Annotated in this window: 15 protein-coding genes; 6 read left to right on the top strand and 9 right to left on the bottom strand. The window is 61.0% G+C overall.

The genetic code is table 11. The features are described 5' to 3' along the window. Positions 1–983 precede the first annotated feature (983 nt). Positions 984–1547, bottom strand: coding sequence for a PIN domain-containing protein (locus NH448_RS15765; RefSeq protein ID WP_045993605.1), 564 nt, complete (start codon positions 1545–1547; stop codon positions 984–986). Next, positions 1547–1999: a helix-turn-helix domain-containing protein gene (locus tag NH448_RS15760; protein ID WP_045993606.1), complete on the bottom strand. Its 453-nt coding sequence runs from the start codon at positions 1997–1999 to the stop codon at positions 1547–1549. The genes NH448_RS15765 and NH448_RS15760 overlap by 1 nt, the downstream gene beginning before the upstream one ends. A 553-nt stretch (positions 2000–2552) precedes the next feature. On the opposite strand from NH448_RS15760, the gene NH448_RS15755 reads away from it, so the two are divergent. Next, positions 2553–3179 (top strand): hypothetical protein, encoded by a 627-nt coding sequence (locus NH448_RS15755; protein WP_045993607.1) that lies wholly within the window; start codon positions 2553–2555, stop codon positions 3177–3179. Positions 3180–3256: 77 nt separating this feature from the next. Here the strand turns inward: NH448_RS15755 and NH448_RS15750 are convergent, their stop codons facing one another. The 7 genes from NH448_RS15750 to katE form a co-directional block, all read right to left on the bottom strand. Further along, on the bottom strand, positions 3257–4540 hold the full coding sequence (locus NH448_RS15750) for a TRAP transporter large permease (protein ID WP_045993608.1): 1284 nt from the start codon (positions 4538–4540) through the stop codon (positions 3257–3259). 1 nt (position 4541) lies between these two features. After that, positions 4542–5036 carry a TRAP transporter small permease gene (locus NH448_RS15745; RefSeq protein ID WP_045993609.1) on the bottom strand — a complete coding sequence of 165 codons (495 nt, stop codon included), beginning with the start codon at positions 5034–5036 and terminating at the stop codon, positions 4542–4544. Positions 5037–5128: 92 nt separating this feature from the next. Next, entirely contained in the window at positions 5129–6112 is a 984-nt protein-coding gene (locus NH448_RS15740) for a DctP family TRAP transporter solute-binding subunit (protein ID WP_071211131.1), read from the bottom strand. A 95-nt stretch (positions 6113–6207) separates the two neighbouring features. Further along, positions 6208–7167, bottom strand: a complete 960-nt coding sequence (locus NH448_RS15735) for a C-terminal binding protein (RefSeq protein WP_253028999.1) — start codon at positions 7165–7167, stop codon at positions 6208–6210. Positions 7168–7395: 228 nt separating this feature from the next. Next, complete coding sequence (locus NH448_RS15730; RefSeq protein ID WP_253028998.1) at positions 7396–8181, bottom strand: IclR family transcriptional regulator; 786 nt, start codon at positions 8179–8181, stop codon at positions 7396–7398. 554 nt (positions 8182–8735) lie between these two features. Beyond that, positions 8736–9899: a Fic family protein gene (locus NH448_RS15725; RefSeq protein WP_253028997.1), complete on the bottom strand. Its 1164-nt coding sequence runs from the start codon at positions 9897–9899 to the stop codon at positions 8736–8738. A gap of 451 nt (positions 9900–10350) precedes the next feature. After that, positions 10351–12501 (bottom strand): catalase HPII, encoded by a 2151-nt coding sequence (gene katE / locus NH448_RS15720; protein ID WP_253028996.1) that lies wholly within the window; start codon positions 12499–12501, stop codon positions 10351–10353. Between the two features lie 391 nt (positions 12502–12892). Between katE and NH448_RS15715 the strand changes: the two genes are divergently transcribed. From NH448_RS15715 to NH448_RS15695, 5 genes are all read left to right on the top strand, one after another. After that, positions 12893–13540, top strand: coding sequence for a hypothetical protein (locus NH448_RS15715; RefSeq protein WP_045993614.1), 648 nt, complete (start codon positions 12893–12895; stop codon positions 13538–13540). Positions 13541–14050: 510 nt separating this feature from the next. Beyond that, entirely contained in the window at positions 14051–14719 is a 669-nt protein-coding gene (locus NH448_RS15710; protein WP_045993615.1) for a beta-ketoacyl synthase chain length factor, read from the top strand. Continuing rightward, the gene (locus tag NH448_RS15705) at positions 14716–15504 is read left to right on the top strand and encodes a lysophospholipid acyltransferase family protein (RefSeq protein WP_045993616.1); all 789 of its coding nucleotides are present in this window, start codon (positions 14716–14718) and stop codon (positions 15502–15504) included. Before NH448_RS15710 ends, NH448_RS15705 begins: the two co-directional genes overlap by 4 nt. After that, complete coding sequence (locus tag NH448_RS15700) at positions 15476–15745, top strand: phosphopantetheine-binding protein (protein WP_045993617.1); 270 nt, start codon at positions 15476–15478, stop codon at positions 15743–15745. Before NH448_RS15705 ends, NH448_RS15700 begins: the two co-directional genes overlap by 29 nt. After that, positions 15735–15998, top strand: a complete 264-nt coding sequence (locus NH448_RS15695) for an acyl carrier protein (RefSeq protein WP_083970492.1) — start codon at positions 15735–15737, stop codon at positions 15996–15998. Before NH448_RS15700 ends, NH448_RS15695 begins: the two co-directional genes overlap by 11 nt. Positions 15999–16013 lie beyond the last annotated feature (15 nt).

Below are 16013 nucleotides of genomic sequence, written 5' to 3'. Positions count from 1 at the left end.
CAGGCATAGACCAGCGCCTTCAACAGGGTCGCCAGCGGGATCGCGAAGAACACCCTGCACCCCAGCATGAGGAGCGAATCCCTACTGATGCCCTCCCGACAAATTTTTTGGTCTGATTATCCATACTCTACGTTTTGTGGGGCACAGCTCTTGATGGTCGACTGAGCTAGTCACTCGGGAGCTGTGACTCAAAAATGCCCAGACGTGACCACGGCCCAAGGTAACAGCAAACCGCTCTAGCATGCAGATTCCCGAGGCTCTGACCACGTAACCTGGAAAACCGCCTACCCCTTCTTCTCTATGTGCTCCTTTTCCTATATAACTTCACATTCCCCTAACAATAGAAGCTAAGGTCACACGGTTACAACAGAGGAAAGCCCATTCTAGAGAGGTTTTTGTCGACTCAATGGCTTGGCCACACCTAGTGTCTCGGCCACCACCCCCCGCTTGGCCAGCTTCGACGACAAGATATAGGCAGCACTCGTACACGTCATAGACAACACAGAAAAAGGCCTCCCATCACGGCCGATCCTAGACTTATCTTTTTTAGCCACGAGGATGAAACATGAAGCGCTTAAATTCCGATGAGGGAGACTCAATATGGGCAAGCTAAGAAAGGTTGCTCTTTCGAAGCGGCTACACATATTGCTGCTTACCGGGCTAGGGGGTTTGCTGATCGCCCAGTCATTTAGCCCAGGAGGCAGCTCTCCTACTTCTAGTTGGGGAGGCGAAAGCACTCGGTCATGGGGAGCTTCAGTAGACCCTATGTTGATGGCCTTAGGCATGATTTCTTTAGTCGGGGCATGGTTGATATATCGAAAATGGTCGAAGAGTCTGTGATGAGTCGTTGGCAGGGGGCGGATAGGAATGGAGATCTTGTGGGATAGCAAAGATGTTACGCATACGCTCTCGCCCACATCTCCCATAGCTGACCTTGATGACATGGTTGGCTGATCGGGAACGCCAGGTCGTTATACAAGCCGTTAAAGGACGTCGATAAATTCTCGCAGACGCTCCGCTGTCACGATCAGGCCACAGGCTGCCAAGGTGCTGAGGTACTCCTCGGCACTTTTCGGCGGCTTGCGCAGGCTGGCGCGGTGACGGCGCGCGGTCCTGACCATTAGCCCCTCATTCGACTCGAACTGCTGCTCCAGAAAGGTGTCGGGATGGACGGCCTCGATCCCGAAACCGGCCAGGGTATCGGCGGAAAAATCCCTCAGATTGAAGGTGACGATGAACTGGGCTCCAGCGCAAATGGCCGCAGCCAGCACGTGACGGTCGTCAGGGTCGGGGAGCTCAAGTGCCGGGATCAACGGCTCATGCCCGGTGACCAGGGAATCCGGCACCGCTTGATTCATGAGTGCGACGGTTCGCGGCAACGCCTCCGCCAGTTCGGGACGCTTCTTGAGCAGGTTGCGCGTCCACTCGTCATGGATCTGTTCTGTCCAGCGTGCGGCGAACAGCCCCGAAGTGGCCAAGCGCATCAATAGGTCCCGCAGAGGCGCGGGATAGAGCACGCAGGCGTCGTAGACGACTACGAAACGCATCAGTAGCCCATGTCCAGCTCCTGAGCCTGGTCGGCCAACTCCTGCAGAGCGGCCTCGGAGGTCTCCTCCTGCTGGCGCTTGTAAGCCAACAGGTCCTGCAGGCGAATTCGGCGATGGGTGCCCACCCGGGTAAAGGGAATCGCGCCCTCTTCCACCAGCTTGACCAGGTGGGGCCGCGAGACATTGAGCATGTTGGCGGCTTCCTGGGTCGTCACCTCGGCATGGGTGGGAAGGATGGTCACGGCATTGCCCTGGGCCATCTCGGTCAGCAGGTCACGCAGCAGCACCAGCGCTTGGCGGGGGAGCACCAGGTCGGCCCCATCCAGCTTGATATGCGCCCGGTCGTTCTTGGGCCGCTCGCGAAGCAGCTGACTGAGCTCGGTGGCGCTGGCCCTGGCCAGGCGGGTGAGCTCGAAGTTGCCGGGCACGCTATCTTGGCTGGCGCTGTTCATGACTGGGCCTCCACGCAGCCCGCTAGCGCTGGCTGCCGCCTTGTGTTCTATCGTTGCTTGCCAGGTTATTCGAAATAAACAAAACTCGCAATATTCGAAACAACGTGACTGCCTATGCGGCACTGTGTGCCAGCCAGGAAATTAGCAAGAGTGAACACCATGGCAGGGCCCGAACACATGGACGTACAGAAGCCTTTCATCGACCAACTGGTGGGCCAGGGCCGGAAGTACCTGTCCGGCTCGCGGGATGTTCCGGCTACCGGCAAGCAAGGTGCTGAAGGCCAACAAGCTCTCCATCTGACTGCTGCTGAATGGGCTGTCCGCCGCGGGGCTTGAGGGTTGGAACACCGGCCGGGGATCACGCGAACCCAGGCCTGGTGCTGTTCACCACCGGCATCGAAACCTGAGTCTCGGCACCCGCCCCGCCGTACAACTCAGCCGTCACTGATACACTCCTACTTAACACTCGTTATTGCACAATCGAGCCCACGCCACACAATGCAGAGTTAGCGGATTCGATCTCGCCCTCCCCTAACCGACAAGGACCTCTCCCATGGAATGGATCTCCAGCCACGGTACCTTTCTGCAATTCATGACCAGCCTCGGCACTTTGGCGGTCTGGATCTTCTACGCTCAGTTGCTCTACGCCGGCTTCCGTCGCCAGCGGCGCCCCAAGGTGGTCATCAATCAGGTGATGGGCTTGTCCACCCAGGGCCGCTGCCTGATCAGCAACATGAGCGCCGAGGGCATCCATATCGAGACCGTCCAGGTGTGGCTGCACGAGAAGTGCGGAATACGCCGCTGCACCGTGTCGGAGGTGGATACCGACGAAAACGGCGATACCCCCACCTCCATCGCCAGGGGGACGCTGCAGGGTCCGCTGCCATCCAACGCTCACCTGGATGCCGGCGAAATCGATAGTCTGGTGCGCCGGGCACGCGCCGCCGACATCGAGGACGAAGACAACACCCTGTGTGAGGGTGAAGACAGCGACTACGTGCTCGAGTTGCTGGTCCTGTACATCTACAGCTCCGCCCCCGGCATCATGGGGGCCAGCCGCTCCTTTGTGTTCGACGACAACGGACAGGCGCGCCCCCACCACCTGGAAACGCAACAACTCAGGGGCTACCGCGACCGCAAGCGCATGGCGCGTATCTATCGCAACTATCTGGACCGCTGAGGCTCCAGACAGCACCTTGCCCTGGGCCTGAAGATGCCCCAGGGCAAGGCTGCTCCTTCATCTCCCGCCAGCGGCGACTAGCCGTTGAACACCGACAGCAATACCAGCGACAGCTGCGGTACGTAGGCGATCACCAGCAAGGTCAGGATCATCACGATCACGAAGGGCACGATGCCCTTGATCACGGTGCCAAGCGAGGCATTGCCGATGCGCGAGGCCACGAACAGATTGATCCCCAGCGGTGGCGTGATGAAGCCGATGGCCAGGCTGACCACCATGACGATGCCGAAGTGCACTGGATCGATACCCATGGAGGTCGCCACCGGATAGAGAATCGGTGACAGCACCAGAATCGCCGGTGTGGTATCCATGACGCAGCCCACCAGCAGCAGCATTACCAGGATGACCAGCAGCAACACCGCAGGGCTCGACGAGAACTGCAGCATGAAGTCGGCGATCGCCACCGGGATCTGCTCGATGGTCAGGATGCGGGCGAAGGTCGAGGCGCAGCCCAGGATCACCATCACCGTGCCGGTGGTGGCGCAGGACCCTGCGATGGTCTTGAAGATATCCCGGGGCGACAGCTCGCGATGGATGAACACCCCACAGACAAAGGCGTACACCGCCGCCACTGCCGCCGCCTCGGTGGGAGTGAAGATGCCCGCATAGATGCCCCCCAGGATGATTACCGGATTGAGCAGCGCCCACTTGGCCTCCCATACCAGGCACAGGGTCTTGCGCCCATCGAAGGGGGTATCATCGCCCTTCCAGCCCATCTTGCGGGAATAGAAGTAGGCGTAGGTGATCAGCACCAGACCAATCAACAGCCCCGGCAGGACACCGCCGAGGAACATGTTGGAGATAGAGGTGCCGGTGGAGACCCCGTACAGCACCATCGGGATCGAAGGCGGAATGATCACGCCGATACTCCCGGCCGCCGCCACCAGCGCCAGCACGAAGGACTTCGAATAGCCGGCCTCGAGCATGGTCGGCACCACCATGGACCCCACCGCTGCGACCGTGGCCGGGCCCGAGCCCGATACCGCGGCAAAGAACATGCACACCACCACGGTGACGATGGCAAGACCCCCGGTGAAGCGACCAAAGAAGGCGGAGGCCACCCCGAGAATCCGCCGCGACACGCCGCCGGCCCCCATCAGGTCGCCGGCCAGAATAAATAGCGGTATGGCCATGATCGGAAAGCTGTCGGTGGCCGACACCAGAGTCTGGGCCACATAGAGCTCTGACAGGGTGCCGAAGGACAGGATGGTCACCACACAGGACAGACCGATGGCGATGCCCACAGGGACGTTCAGGATCAACAATACCACCAGGCTCAAGAACAATACCGTCGCGGTCATCTCACACCTCCTTGTCGTGTACGGCGTCGGGATGCGCAAGCCGCCAGCGAATGCTCTGCACCTGGCGCAGGGTGGTCAGCGCAAAGCCGACGAAAGGCGCCGCGTAGACCACCCACATGGGAACACCGATAGCCGGGGAGGCCTGGCCGAGCATCAGCTGGCGCTCTATGACCGCCCAGCTGGTCCAGACCACATAAAGCGCGAAGGCCAGAAACAGCAGGTCCCCCAGGATGACCACCCAGTGACGCGCCGAGCGCGGGAACAGCTTGAGTGCCGCGTCGATCTTGATATGCCGCATTTCCCGGGCGCCGTAGCTGATCCCAAGATAAATCAACCAGATAAAGAAGTAGCGCGCGAGCTCTTCGGACCAGGACAGCGACGCGCCCATGATGTATCGCATGAACACCTGCACCGCGAGCAATAGCGTCATCGCGGACATCAGCGCCACGCAGATCGAGATCTCCGCGTACTCATCGAGCCATCTCACAAGTTTCATCCGCTCTCTCCCTGGCAGCGGGGTGATGACAGAAGTCGGCAAGGCTACAGCGAAGCGCCCGCGTGCGGCGGGCGCCTTCTGGCCTCATCGGGTCATGGCTTCAACAGCTCGTCGAGGTACTCGGGATGCTCCATCTTCGATTTGACCAGCGAGTAGATGTCGGCCTCGACGGCGGCATCACGCCACAGTTCCTTCTGCTCCGGGGTAATCTCGGTCACCGTCACCCCCTGATCGGCAAACTTGTCGAGGATCTCGCCTTCCAGCTGCTGGGAGCGCTCGCGCTGGTAGGTCGTCATCTCATCGATGGTGGCGTCGAGCGCCTCACGCAGGGAGTCGTCGAGGGCGTTGTATCTGTCGAGGTTCATGAACACCAGGTAAGGCGTATAGACGTGCTGGGTCAGCGACACATGGTCCTGCACTTCCTGGAAGCGATTGCCGTCGATGATGCCCAACGGGTTTTCCTGGGCGTCCACGGTCCCCTGCTGCAGCGCGGTAAACAGCTCGGTGAAGGCCATCGGTGTCGGATTCGCACCGTAGGCGCGCCAGGCCGCCAGATGGACCTCATTCTCCATGGTCCGCACCTTCATGCCGTCCAGATCTGCCGGCTCGGCCACCACCTTGCCGCTGTCGGTGAAGTTGCGAAAACCGTTCTCCCAGAACGCCAGCCCCTTGAGGCCCTTGCTTTCCAGCGACTCGAGGAGCTTGTCGCCGACCTCACCGTCCAGGGCACTGTAGGTGGCCTCCGTCGACAGAAACAGGAAGGGAGCATCGAACACGTACAGGTCCGCAAACAGCGTGGCCATCGGACTGGTCGAGGAGATACCGATGTCGATATCACCGAAGATGGTGCTTTCCACCACCACCCTGTCATCGCCTAGCTGGTTATCCGGGAACAGCGTGATCTCGAGCTCGCCGTCGGTCCGCTCTTCAACCAGTCGCTTGAACTCGACACTGGCGTCCTTGGCCGAGGTCGAGGTCACGCTGGACATGCGCAGCGTTTCGGCCTGGGACAGCGCCGGGGTCATCGCCAGTGCCGCGGCGATCAGGGACAGCTTCATTCTGGAGAGTCTTGGCATGAGGTCTTCCTTTGTTGGTGTTGTTGGCATTGAAGAGCACGGGCACCAAGGCGCCCGTCGTCACAGCAATCCTGCATCCGCTTCTCGAGGGTTCGTCACGCGAGCCGATTGACGGCCCAGTACACCGCCTCCCCTCTGGCAAAGCGCACCGCCTCCTCGGCCACCTTGCGCTTGAGCTCGGCAGCCGCGTCCTCGGAATACCAGGCCATGTGCGGTGTGATCAGACAGCTTGGCTGGGCCCACAACGGGCTATCGGGTTCCAGCGGCTCCCGTTCGGTGGTGTCGAGTCCTGCTCCGGCGACGTGACCGGAGGCGAGCGCCTCGGCCAGTGCCACCTCGTCGATGATCCCGCCTCGTGAGGTGTTGACCAGCAAGACCCCGGGCTTCATCGCGGCCAGTGTCCCTGCGTCGATCAGGTGACGGGTGTCCTCCGTCAGCGGGCAGAACACCGCCACCACGTCGGCCCGTCCGTAGAGCGAATCGAGTTCGACGGCTTCGATATAGTCGGTGCCATCCTCGGCACTGGGGCGGTAGAAGGCGTCGTAGCCGATGACGCGGAAACCGAGGGCGTCGACTTTCCGAGCGTACAGTCGACCGATCCGCCCCAGGCCGATCAGACCCACCGTCTGAGTCGACTGCCGCCGCAATGGAATGGCCTCGACGTAGTCCCAGCGACCCTGGTGACAGGCAAGGTTCATCGGCACCAGCTTGCGCGTGAGCGCCAGCGTCAGCGCCAGGGCATGGTCGGAGACCTCGTTCATGCCGTAGTCGGGTACGTTGCATACCTGCACCCCGGCGTCGGTGGCCGCCTCGAGGTCCACGTTATTGACGCCGACACCGTAGCGCACGATCAGCTTGAGTCGTGGCAGTGCCTCGAGCACCCGACGGGTGAAGGGGGCGTACTGGTTGAGCGCGATGTCCACGTCAGTAAGCTGATCGACCAGATCCTGCTCGCTGCGACAGGCCAGCATCGGTGCGTCGAATCCGGCGGAAGCCAGGATGTCCCGCTCGATGTCATGATCGGCGTGATCCAGATCGGAGAAGACAATGTTCATGGCAGGTGTCCTTTTCAAGATCCCAGGCAACCACTGTCCACAGGCGGAACGGCCTCTCTGACATCGTCAGAGACAGCTGATGCCAGCATCATCAGTGGTCCATTCATGTCATCCCCGGCGCTGCAGGGGCCGGTATCGACCAATACGTCCATCTCACGCTCCGGTGTGGGTGGTGGCTGCCAGGCACTGAGCGTCACGCGCGATCGCGCCTGGACGCGATGCTGCTTGCTAACTTTCACCTCGAAGAGCTCGCGAGATGGTGTCGGCGGTGCGTTTGACCTGGGGGCCCAAGGCTGCCATGCGGTCTCTCGGCATAAAGCTAATGACACTGGTGACACTGACGGCGGCCACGGCGTTATCGACATGATTCTTGACCGGTGCCGAGACACAGCGGATGCCGTACTCGTTTTCTTCCCAGTCGAAGCTCCAGCCGCGCACGTCGGCTTCCTTTAGATCGCGACGGACCTCCGCGAATGACTTGAGTGCAGGAGCATCCTCGCGAGGCCTGGATACCCGCTGCACGGCGGCATAGTAGGCGGGCCAGCTGGAGGGATCCTTCGATGCCAGCATTGCCTTGCCCAGGGCAGTGGCCAGCGCCGGCATGCGCCCTCCGGTGCGCGAGCGCATCTCAAGAGTCCGCTTGCCCGGCAACTTGCACAGGTAGAGCACATCACCACCGTCGAGCACCCCGAAGTGCACGGTATCCCGCGTCTGTTCGGCCAGCGCCTCAAGGTACGGCCTGGCAATATCGACCAGGGGCTGCTGCTCCGCCGCCCGTTCGCCCAACTCGATCAACTTCGCCCCGAGGTAGTAGCCCTTGTAGGGCACCTTGTGCAGGTAGCCGTCTCTGACCAGGCAGGACAGGGAGCGGGCCACCGTACTGCGGGGGAGCTGCATCGCCTGGGACAGCGCCTTGATCGTGGAAATACCACGCCCGACGCACTGCAGCACTTCGAGCCCTCGACTCAGGGTCTGGGTGCCGGAGCGGTCTTTGGGGGGAATCAGTTCATCCATGGCGCCTCCTTGATTCATCCCATTCAAGGCAAGGCCCCATACACGGTCAAATAGTCAACCAATCCACCACATAGTGAGTCACTTGAATAAGTAACTAACGGAAAAAGCAACAAAAAACCGCCAACTTCGTGAAAGTGGCGGTGGTAGAAAAAACAACGTCTCACCGATCAGTACGTCATCGCCGACATCTCTTGCAAGACATCTCCTGATGACTCAACCAAGGTCGATATCAGCTCGGGCAATGATGCGCACTTCAGGCAATTTATTTAGCTGGAGGGAACCGTCTTTACTCCTGCACCTTTCATTCAGGTGACGCTTACACCGGCTGGTGCTTGAACGCAGGGTCACCAGAGGTCCGCTTGAGCGGAGTCGAAGAAAAAAAATGTAGCGGTCTCAACGAGTTATTATCGCTATTGGGGAAAGGCCAAGCTAGCTGTCGGCAACGTGCCTTACCGAGGTCGAGAGGGCGGCACCCCGTCCTACCGTTCCCCGCAACCGCGGGGCTCAGCAGTATGGCTCGGCACTCCTTCTCCTCGTGTCATCACGGCGGACACCTACTCCCCGCTGTCCTGATGAAACCGTTCCGGTACCTGATAGCGCGTGCTGCGGCCACCTCCTGGAAGCTTCACCAAGCACCCCTTCTCGACCAGTCCTGCGAGATGACGGGTGGCAGTTGCCTTACTGACCTTGGCGGCTTTCTGGTACTGCGACGCACTGATGCCGTGTTCGAAGCCTCTCTCACCGCCATCCAGCAGGCGGTTCAACACCGTCACCTGCTCAGGCAACAGGCCGGCCGCCCTGAAGTGCTGCCAGAAACGGGCCTTGGCCAACGTCCTATCGACCTTCCCCAGGACATCCAACAAGGTGGCATCCAGCGTCTCCAGGAACCAGACAAGCCAGGTCGTCAGGTCAGGCGTGCCACACTGGTTCGCTTCCAGGCGCCGATAATAGTCAGCGCGGCGCTCCAGGATGGCAGCCGACATGGCATACAGGCAGATACTCTGCTGATCCGCCTGCGCCAAGGCGCGATCGGCGATTGCCCGGGCAATCCGACCATTGCCGTCTTCAAATGGATGCAGTGTCACAAACCAGAAGTGTGCCAGGCCCGCTCGAACCAGGGGATCCAACTCGGGGTCATGACGGCTGGACGCGAACCAAGTGAGGAACTGATCAACCTCATGTTCCAACCCCTCTCGCGGCGGCGCTTCGAAATGCACCTTGGGTCGATCGAGGCGACCCGAGACCACCTGCATGGGCTCCACTCCGCGCCACTGCCCGGGCCTTAACGTCGTAAGCCCCGCGTCAGCATCGGGAAACAACCACCGATGCCACTGAAACAGCCTGGTGGTGTCCAGCGGCGTGTCAGGCTTGAAGGTGGCATCCAGCATCAACTCCGCCAGGCCTTCAGCACGTGGTGAGGTAGCCCCCTCCGGCTCCTCCACACCAAGGCGTCGGGCCAAGGAAGAGCGAACTGACGCCACGTTCAGACGCTCTCCCTCGATGGCCGAAGAGGTAACGATGCTCTGCAGTAGCGTATCCAGGGCGGCTCTTGCCTCAGCGTCCTGGTCATCCGCGGATGTTAGAGCCCACGAGCGTCCCAGCAAGATGCCGAGATCCCTCCAGCATGCCTGGACCCGCGGCTGAATCTCGGCCGCGTGCCAGGTGAAGTTCGGCCAGTCAGGATGCTGCCAGATCCATGTCGAGGCGTGATCGGTCATGCCAGGCCTCCAAGAAGGCGGAGGAGCCGAATGACAACGGCATTCGACTCACATTGCGAGCCGAATAGTGATTGGTTTCGGCTCAGCTGGCAAGTCTGGGAGTCATAAGGCCTCGGCGACCATGAGGACAGGTTTCAGATCAGGCCACCCAATCCAAAGGTGGTCAAAGGTGGCCCTCATGGCGGCCCGGGGAGCGATGCCCCGCTGCATGAGGCGGCGTGCCGTCCACGAATACAGGGCATGGGTAAGACCGGCCAATAGCCCCAACAGCAAGCCGTGGATCAGGTCCGATCGGCGGATGGCCTATGGATAACGCGACACGGCGTACTTCTTCCTGAAGATCCGCGCCGCATTTCCCGGCAAAATGCGATGAACCCAAAAAAAGCCCCCGAGTCTCCTCGGGGGCTGCTGTGCTGACCGCCTGTTCAAAGGGGTCTGCCATCGCCGGACCTCAGGCCGGCATGTCGTTGGCCTTGGCGTCGCGCGACCAGACCCGGTGGCCACGAATCGCCTCCTGGAAATCGGCGTAGAGATCGTCCACGGTCTGCGCCGAGAACACGCCGTCTTCCGGCACCTCGATGCCAGCCGCCTGCAGCACATTGGCACCGTCGCCGAGTGCAGCGATCGGCTTGAGGTGCTTGTAGGCCTCCTGCACGTAGTAAAGCCCCAGGCCGGAACCCGCCAGCGCCTTGACACTGTCATCGCCAGGGGCCACCGCCACGGCGTCCAGAGTCACCGACGGCAGTCCGTTGAGCATGGCATCCGGGGTCAGGGTGCCGCCTTGAACGGTCGCCACCGGCGCCATCGACGGCGCGATGATGAGCCCCTGGGCCCCCTCGGCTTCCAGGCGCTTCTGCAGCGCTTCCACCTGGTCACCGTCGACCCCGTCGGTGGCCAGGATCGCCACCTTGCGATAGCGAATATCCGGCTGACCGCGATGCATCAAACTAAGCGCCGAGGAGGCGTCCAGCGACGTGGTGCCCAACTCTTCCGAGGGTGCCGGCGGATGCTCCGGCGGCTTGACACCATGCACCTCGCCTACTCGGCGCGCGAGCTCCATGTCGATATTGGGCAGGATCTCCTTGATCACCCGCTCACGGATCCACGGACGCTCGACCTTGGACAACTCGAAGGCGTAAGCGGCGATGATGTGCTCTTTCTCGACGTCACTCTGGCTATGCCAGAACAACCTGGCCTGGGAGTAGTGGTCGCCGAAGGACTCGCTGCGCGCCCTGACCTTGTGGGCATCGATGCGCTCCTGATAGCTCTCGAAACCGCCGTTTTCTTCCGCCGGCGGGGTCTCCCGGGGCCAGCCATCCTCGATCGAGTTGGGTTCGTAGGAAACCTGGCCCTTGTTGATGGTCTGACGGTGCGGAGCGTCGCGCTGGTGATTGTGGAACGGGCACACCGGCTGGTTGATCGGGATCTCATGGAAGTTCGGGCCACCCAGGCGCAGCATCTGGGTATCCAGATAAGAGAACAGGCGCCCCTGAAGCAGCGGATCGTTGCTGAAGTCGATGCCGGGCACTACATTGCCGGGGTTGAAGGCGACCTGCTCGGTCTCGGCAAAGTAGTTGTCCGGGTTGCGATCCAGCACCATTTTGCCGATGGGAGTCACCGGCACCTGCTCCTCGGGAATCAGCTTGGTCGGATCGAGGATATCGAAGTCGAAGGCATACTCGTCTTCTTCCTCGACCACCTGAATGCCGAGCTCCCACTCCAGGGCATCGCCATTCTCGATGTCTCCCCACATCTCGCGGCGGTTGAAGTCCGGATCACGACCCCACAGCTTCTGGGCCTCGTCCCAGATCAGCGAGTGGGTGCCCGCCAGCGGCTTCCAGTGGAACTTGACGAAGCGGGCCTTGCCTTGTCGATCGATCAGCCGGAAGGTGTGGACGCCGAAGCCTTCCATATAGCGGTAGTGCCGCGGGAAGGCCCGGTCGGACATGGTCCACAGCACCATATGGGCGCTCTCGGGCATCAGCGAGACGAAGTCCCAGAAGGTGTCGTGGGCCGACTGTCCCTGGGGAATCTCGTTGTGGGGCTCGGGCTTCACCGCGTGCACGAGGTCGGGAAACTTCATCGCGTCCTGAATGAAGAACACCGGCATGTTGTTGCCCACCAGGTCCCAGTTACCCTCATCGGTGTAGAACTTGGTGGCAAAGCCGCGCACGTCGCGCACGGTGTCATTGGAGCCGCGGCCGCCCTGCACGGTGGAAAAGCGCACGAATACCGGCGTCTTCTTGCCGGTATCCTGAAACAGTCCCGCCTTGGAGTACCTTGCCGCCGCCTCATAGGGCTGAAAGTAGCCGTGGGCCGCCGCACCGCGGGCATGGACGATACGCTCGGGAATGCGCTCGTGATCGAAGTGATTCATCTTCTCGCGGAAGATGAAGTCTTCCATCAGCGTCGGGCCGCGCTCGCCGGCCTTCAGCGAATTGTGGTTGTCCGCGATCCGGGTGCCCTGGTTGGTACGCAGGTCATGCCCGGTCGCATCACTGCGGTAGGTCTCGAGATTGTCGGACTTGCTGTTGGCGTCGGTACGACGCTCAGTGTCATGAGCCTCGTCTCGATTCGGTTGGGTGTACGGATTCTTCGCCATGACAAACACTCCGTTGTTTGCTCGGGAAATGAGCCTTCCACGCCACCAGGCGTGGACTGTCATCGGTCGGGCTGGCACCTGTAGCCAGGCGCTCCGCCGAATGGGCTACTCCCTTATAGGCAATCGAGATACCTCTCACAAACCCTGCAACAGCACCCACCACCTACCTAAGACCAAAAAAACCTATAAATCAAATACATAAAACATGTACAAGATATTAACAAAACTTAGATAATTACAATCACACACCTGCATTACGTTGTCTTACGAGCCGGCTTCGGCCTGAGTCCGCTGCATTTTTTTAGCCAGTCCTGATATTTTTCGCTTCGGCACAGATCGCTATGCTGCCAACGAAAATTTCAATAGATATCAAGAGACTCAGGGAACCTAGATGAAAAAGATCATGCTGGCCGCCATCATCATGGCGGCCGCCCTTCTGCAGGGATGCGCCACCAGCCGCAGCACCGTGGACGTACAAGCGCCCGACACCGCGACGGTAACTCAGGCAAATCCGGGCCCCAGCCTGTACATACGCAACGTCACCGATCAGCGGCAGTTCGAGGAAGCTCCTCGCTCCGCCGACATTCCGTCGCTGGGGTTCGAAGGCGCCGAGGCGGCAACGGACGAGCTCAAGTCCCGGGCCATCGGACGCAAGCGCAATGGCTACGGCAAGGCGCTCGGGGACGTGCTGCTGCCGGAAGACAAGACCATCACGGAGCTGGTGCGCGTCTACGCCAGCGAAGGCTTCGAGGACGCAGGCTGGAATGTAGTCAACAGCGCCGACGCCAGCGACGACGTGACCACCGTGGATATCGGTGTGACCCGCTTCTGGACCTGGGTCAAGCCGGGCTTCTGGGCTATCGCCCTGAACACCGATATCGAGACCGAGTTCACCTTTTCCGACGCACGACAGCTGGAACCGATCCACGCCCACTTGAAGGATCGCATGCAGATGGTGGTCGACAGCGATTGGGCGACCAGCAATCAGCTGACGCTTGAAAGCTATCGCCAGGCCATCGCCCAGAAGGCGACGCCCTGATCAGGCACGAGCCGTCAGCCTCGCTGCGCCGATGCCCGGCCACTCGCTCGGCATTGACGTACACGGACAAAAACGGGCCGCCTCGGTGGCCCATTCTGGTTCGACAAGAAAGTCAGGTTGTGCCTTTGCAGCAGCTCGCACCCCGAATAGCGCCGACGGACTTCCACCGAGGCCTCCTGTACCACATGCAACCGCAGTGATCTGGACAGCAATGAAACACGCCACCATGTCGCCCCACATATGTCGCATCTTAATGCCCTGTTTGATGTGGCTTTATGCCCTGTTTGATGTGGCTTTGGTGTCTGATCTCGGTACTTTCCGGAGCAACTTTCCTTGAAAGGCCTTATCGAGCCCAACCTTGCTTACACCGCGCGCCTATCGACATGTGCGCCAATCAGAAAAAAACGCGACCAAACACCCCTTTTTCGACGTAATACTGATAATTAACGTGCTTGGATAGGTGCAGATTTAGCGGTAAAATTTACCTTTTCGCTCAGGCGGATTTTAAGCATGGAACAACTACGCCTAAGTGAATGGCTTGGTTGGGATCCTCTCCGCGAAGAAAACGCGACGAAGGATGCCCGACTACTGCCCTCAGACAAGCCGGGAGTCTCGCTACCGGCCATGCTACGACGCCGACTGGACAATGCCGGTCGGGCCACCTGCGATATTCTTGCAGGGCTCGATCCCGAGGCGCGTTGTCCCTTGATCCACGCATCCCGCCACGGCGACGCCAACTTTACTCTGTCGATGCTGAAGGCTCTGGCGAATCAGGAACCGCTCTCGCCTACTCGGTTTTCGATGTCAGTGCACAACGCCACCCTGGGCGTCCACGCCATCGCCAACCATCACTACCGCCCTCTACAGGCGCTCGGCGCCAGCGGCAACGAGTTCAACGCCTTGCTGTGGGAAGCCCGTGGCTACCTGGCCGAGGGCCATGAAGCGGTGGTCATTGTGTTCAGCGAAGGGACGCTTCCCGGCGACTATATCGACTGCACGCCGCACCCGGGGCACGCCTGCGCGGTGGGCCTGCGACTGTCACTGACCCAGGGCCGGGCGCTGGTAGCCGAGGACGCCACGCCAGGGGCGGCACCGACGCCGCTCGACGTCATCGACTGGCTTGGTGGCTGCAGTCCACGTCTCGCCGCCGCCCCGGGCTGGCGCCTGGAGGAAGCATGACGCTGGACCAGTGGCGGCGCGGCATCGGCACCTTCCTGTCCTTCACTGCCTTCGGCATTGGCGGCTTGATCATCGGCCTGGTGGTGGCACCACTGCTGCAACTGGGGATGCGCGACCCGGTGCGTCGCCAACGCCTGGCCAGGCGTCTGATCCAGCGGGTCTTTCGCGCCTTCATTGCGCTGATGAAGGGCCTCGGGGTACTCGACTATCGCCTGGAAGGTCGTGGGCGACTCGCCCGTGGCGGCCGTTTGATTCTGGCCAACCATCCGTCGTTGATCGATGTGGTGTTCCTGCTGGCCTATACCCCCAACGCCGACTGCATCGTCAAGGGCCGGCTCGCCACCAACCCCTTCACCCGCGGGCCGATCGGTGTCGCCGGCTATATCACCAACCGCGATCCCCAGGCACTGCTCGAGGCCGCGCGGGACAGCCTTGCCCGGGGCAATTCGTTGATCCTGTTTCCCGAGGGCACACGCACCACGCCCGGTCGTCCGATCAAGTTTCGCCGTGGCGGGGCGAACATCGCCCTGCGCACCGGCAGCGCCATCACCCCGGTGCTGATCAAATGCTCGCCCACCACCCTGACCAAGGGTGAGCCCTGGTATCACATCCCCCGGCGCAAGGTTCAGATGGACCTGCACATACTCGACGACCTGCCGCCAGAGCCGGCGTCAAACCAACCGACCAGCCAGCAAGCCCGACAACTGACGCGGGAACTGAGCCACTACTTCAACAGGGAACTGGAGCGCCTCCACCATGAACCAAAGCGTACCGCTGTCGCTTGATTTGAAGCACATGATCATCGACACCCTCGAACTCGAGGATGTCACCCCCGAAGACATCGACGACCATGCGCCGCTGTTCGGCGAGGGCCTCGGGCTCGACTCCATCGATGCCCTCGAACTGGGCCTGGCGCTGCAGAAGCGATACGGCGTCACCCTTGACGCCGAGGCCGAGGATACTCGCCGCCACTTCGCCAGCCTGGCGGCGCTGCAAGCACTGGTGGAGGAACGCCGTGTCAACTGAAGCCGCCATCAGCCGTGAACAGATTCTCACCCACGTGCAACGTACCCTGGTCGAGCTGTTCGAAGTCTCTCCTGCCGAGGTAACCCTGGAGGCCCGTCTTTACGAAGACCTCGACATCGACAGCATCGACGCCGTCGATCTGGTGGTCGAACTCAAGCAGTTCACCGGTCGGCGCATCGATCCCGAGGCCTTCAAGTCGGTGCGCAGCATCGATGATGTGGTCAACGCCGTCGATCAGCTGATGCGCGACTGAGCCCGGTCTTGCGCA

The sequence above is a fragment of the Halomonas sp. OfavH-34-E genome, from assembly GCF_024124525.1.
Classification (GTDB): Bacteria; Pseudomonadota; Gammaproteobacteria; order Pseudomonadales; family Halomonadaceae; genus Halomonas; species Halomonas litopenaei.
The sequence above is the reverse complement of the archived record's forward strand: the minus strand, read 5'-3'. Positions and strand labels throughout refer to the sequence as shown.

Excerpts from the sequence above, each read along its gene's own strand:
- NH448_RS15710 (WP_045993615.1), top strand. The coding sequence starts at position 14,051 with ATGGAACAACTACGCCTAAGTGAATGGCTTGGTTGGGATCCTCTCCGC.
- NH448_RS15730 (WP_253028998.1), bottom strand. The coding sequence starts at position 8,181 with ATGGATGAACTGATTCCCCCCAAAGACCGCTCCGGCACCCAGACCCTG.
- katE (WP_253028996.1), bottom strand. The coding sequence starts at position 12,501 with ATGGCGAAGAATCCGTACACCCAACCGAATCGAGACGAGGCTCATGAC.
- NH448_RS15750 (WP_045993608.1), bottom strand. The coding sequence starts at position 4,540 with ATGACCGCGACGGTATTGTTCTTGAGCCTGGTGGTATTGTTGATCCTG.
- NH448_RS15740 (WP_071211131.1), bottom strand. The coding sequence starts at position 6,112 with ATGCCAAGACTCTCCAGAATGAAGCTGTCCCTGATCGCCGCGGCACTG.
- NH448_RS15705 (WP_045993616.1), top strand. The coding sequence starts at position 14,716 with ATGACGCTGGACCAGTGGCGGCGCGGCATCGGCACCTTCCTGTCCTTC.
- NH448_RS15715 (WP_045993614.1), top strand. The coding sequence starts at position 12,893 with ATGAAAAAGATCATGCTGGCCGCCATCATCATGGCGGCCGCCCTTCTG.
- NH448_RS15760 (WP_045993606.1), bottom strand. The coding sequence starts at position 1,999 with ATGAACAGCGCCAGCCAAGATAGCGTGCCCGGCAACTTCGAGCTCACC.
- NH448_RS15755 (WP_045993607.1), top strand. The coding sequence starts at position 2,553 with ATGGAATGGATCTCCAGCCACGGTACCTTTCTGCAATTCATGACCAGC.
- NH448_RS15735 (WP_253028999.1), bottom strand. The coding sequence starts at position 7,167 with ATGAACATTGTCTTCTCCGATCTGGATCACGCCGATCATGACATCGAG.
- NH448_RS15765 (WP_045993605.1), bottom strand. The coding sequence starts at position 1,547 with ATGCGTTTCGTAGTCGTCTACGACGCCTGCGTGCTCTATCCCGCGCCT.
- NH448_RS15700 (WP_045993617.1), top strand. The coding sequence starts at position 15,476 with ATGAACCAAAGCGTACCGCTGTCGCTTGATTTGAAGCACATGATCATC.
- NH448_RS15725 (WP_253028997.1), bottom strand. The coding sequence starts at position 9,899 with ATGACCGATCACGCCTCGACATGGATCTGGCAGCATCCTGACTGGCCG.
- NH448_RS15745 (WP_045993609.1), bottom strand. The coding sequence starts at position 5,036 with ATGAAACTTGTGAGATGGCTCGATGAGTACGCGGAGATCTCGATCTGC.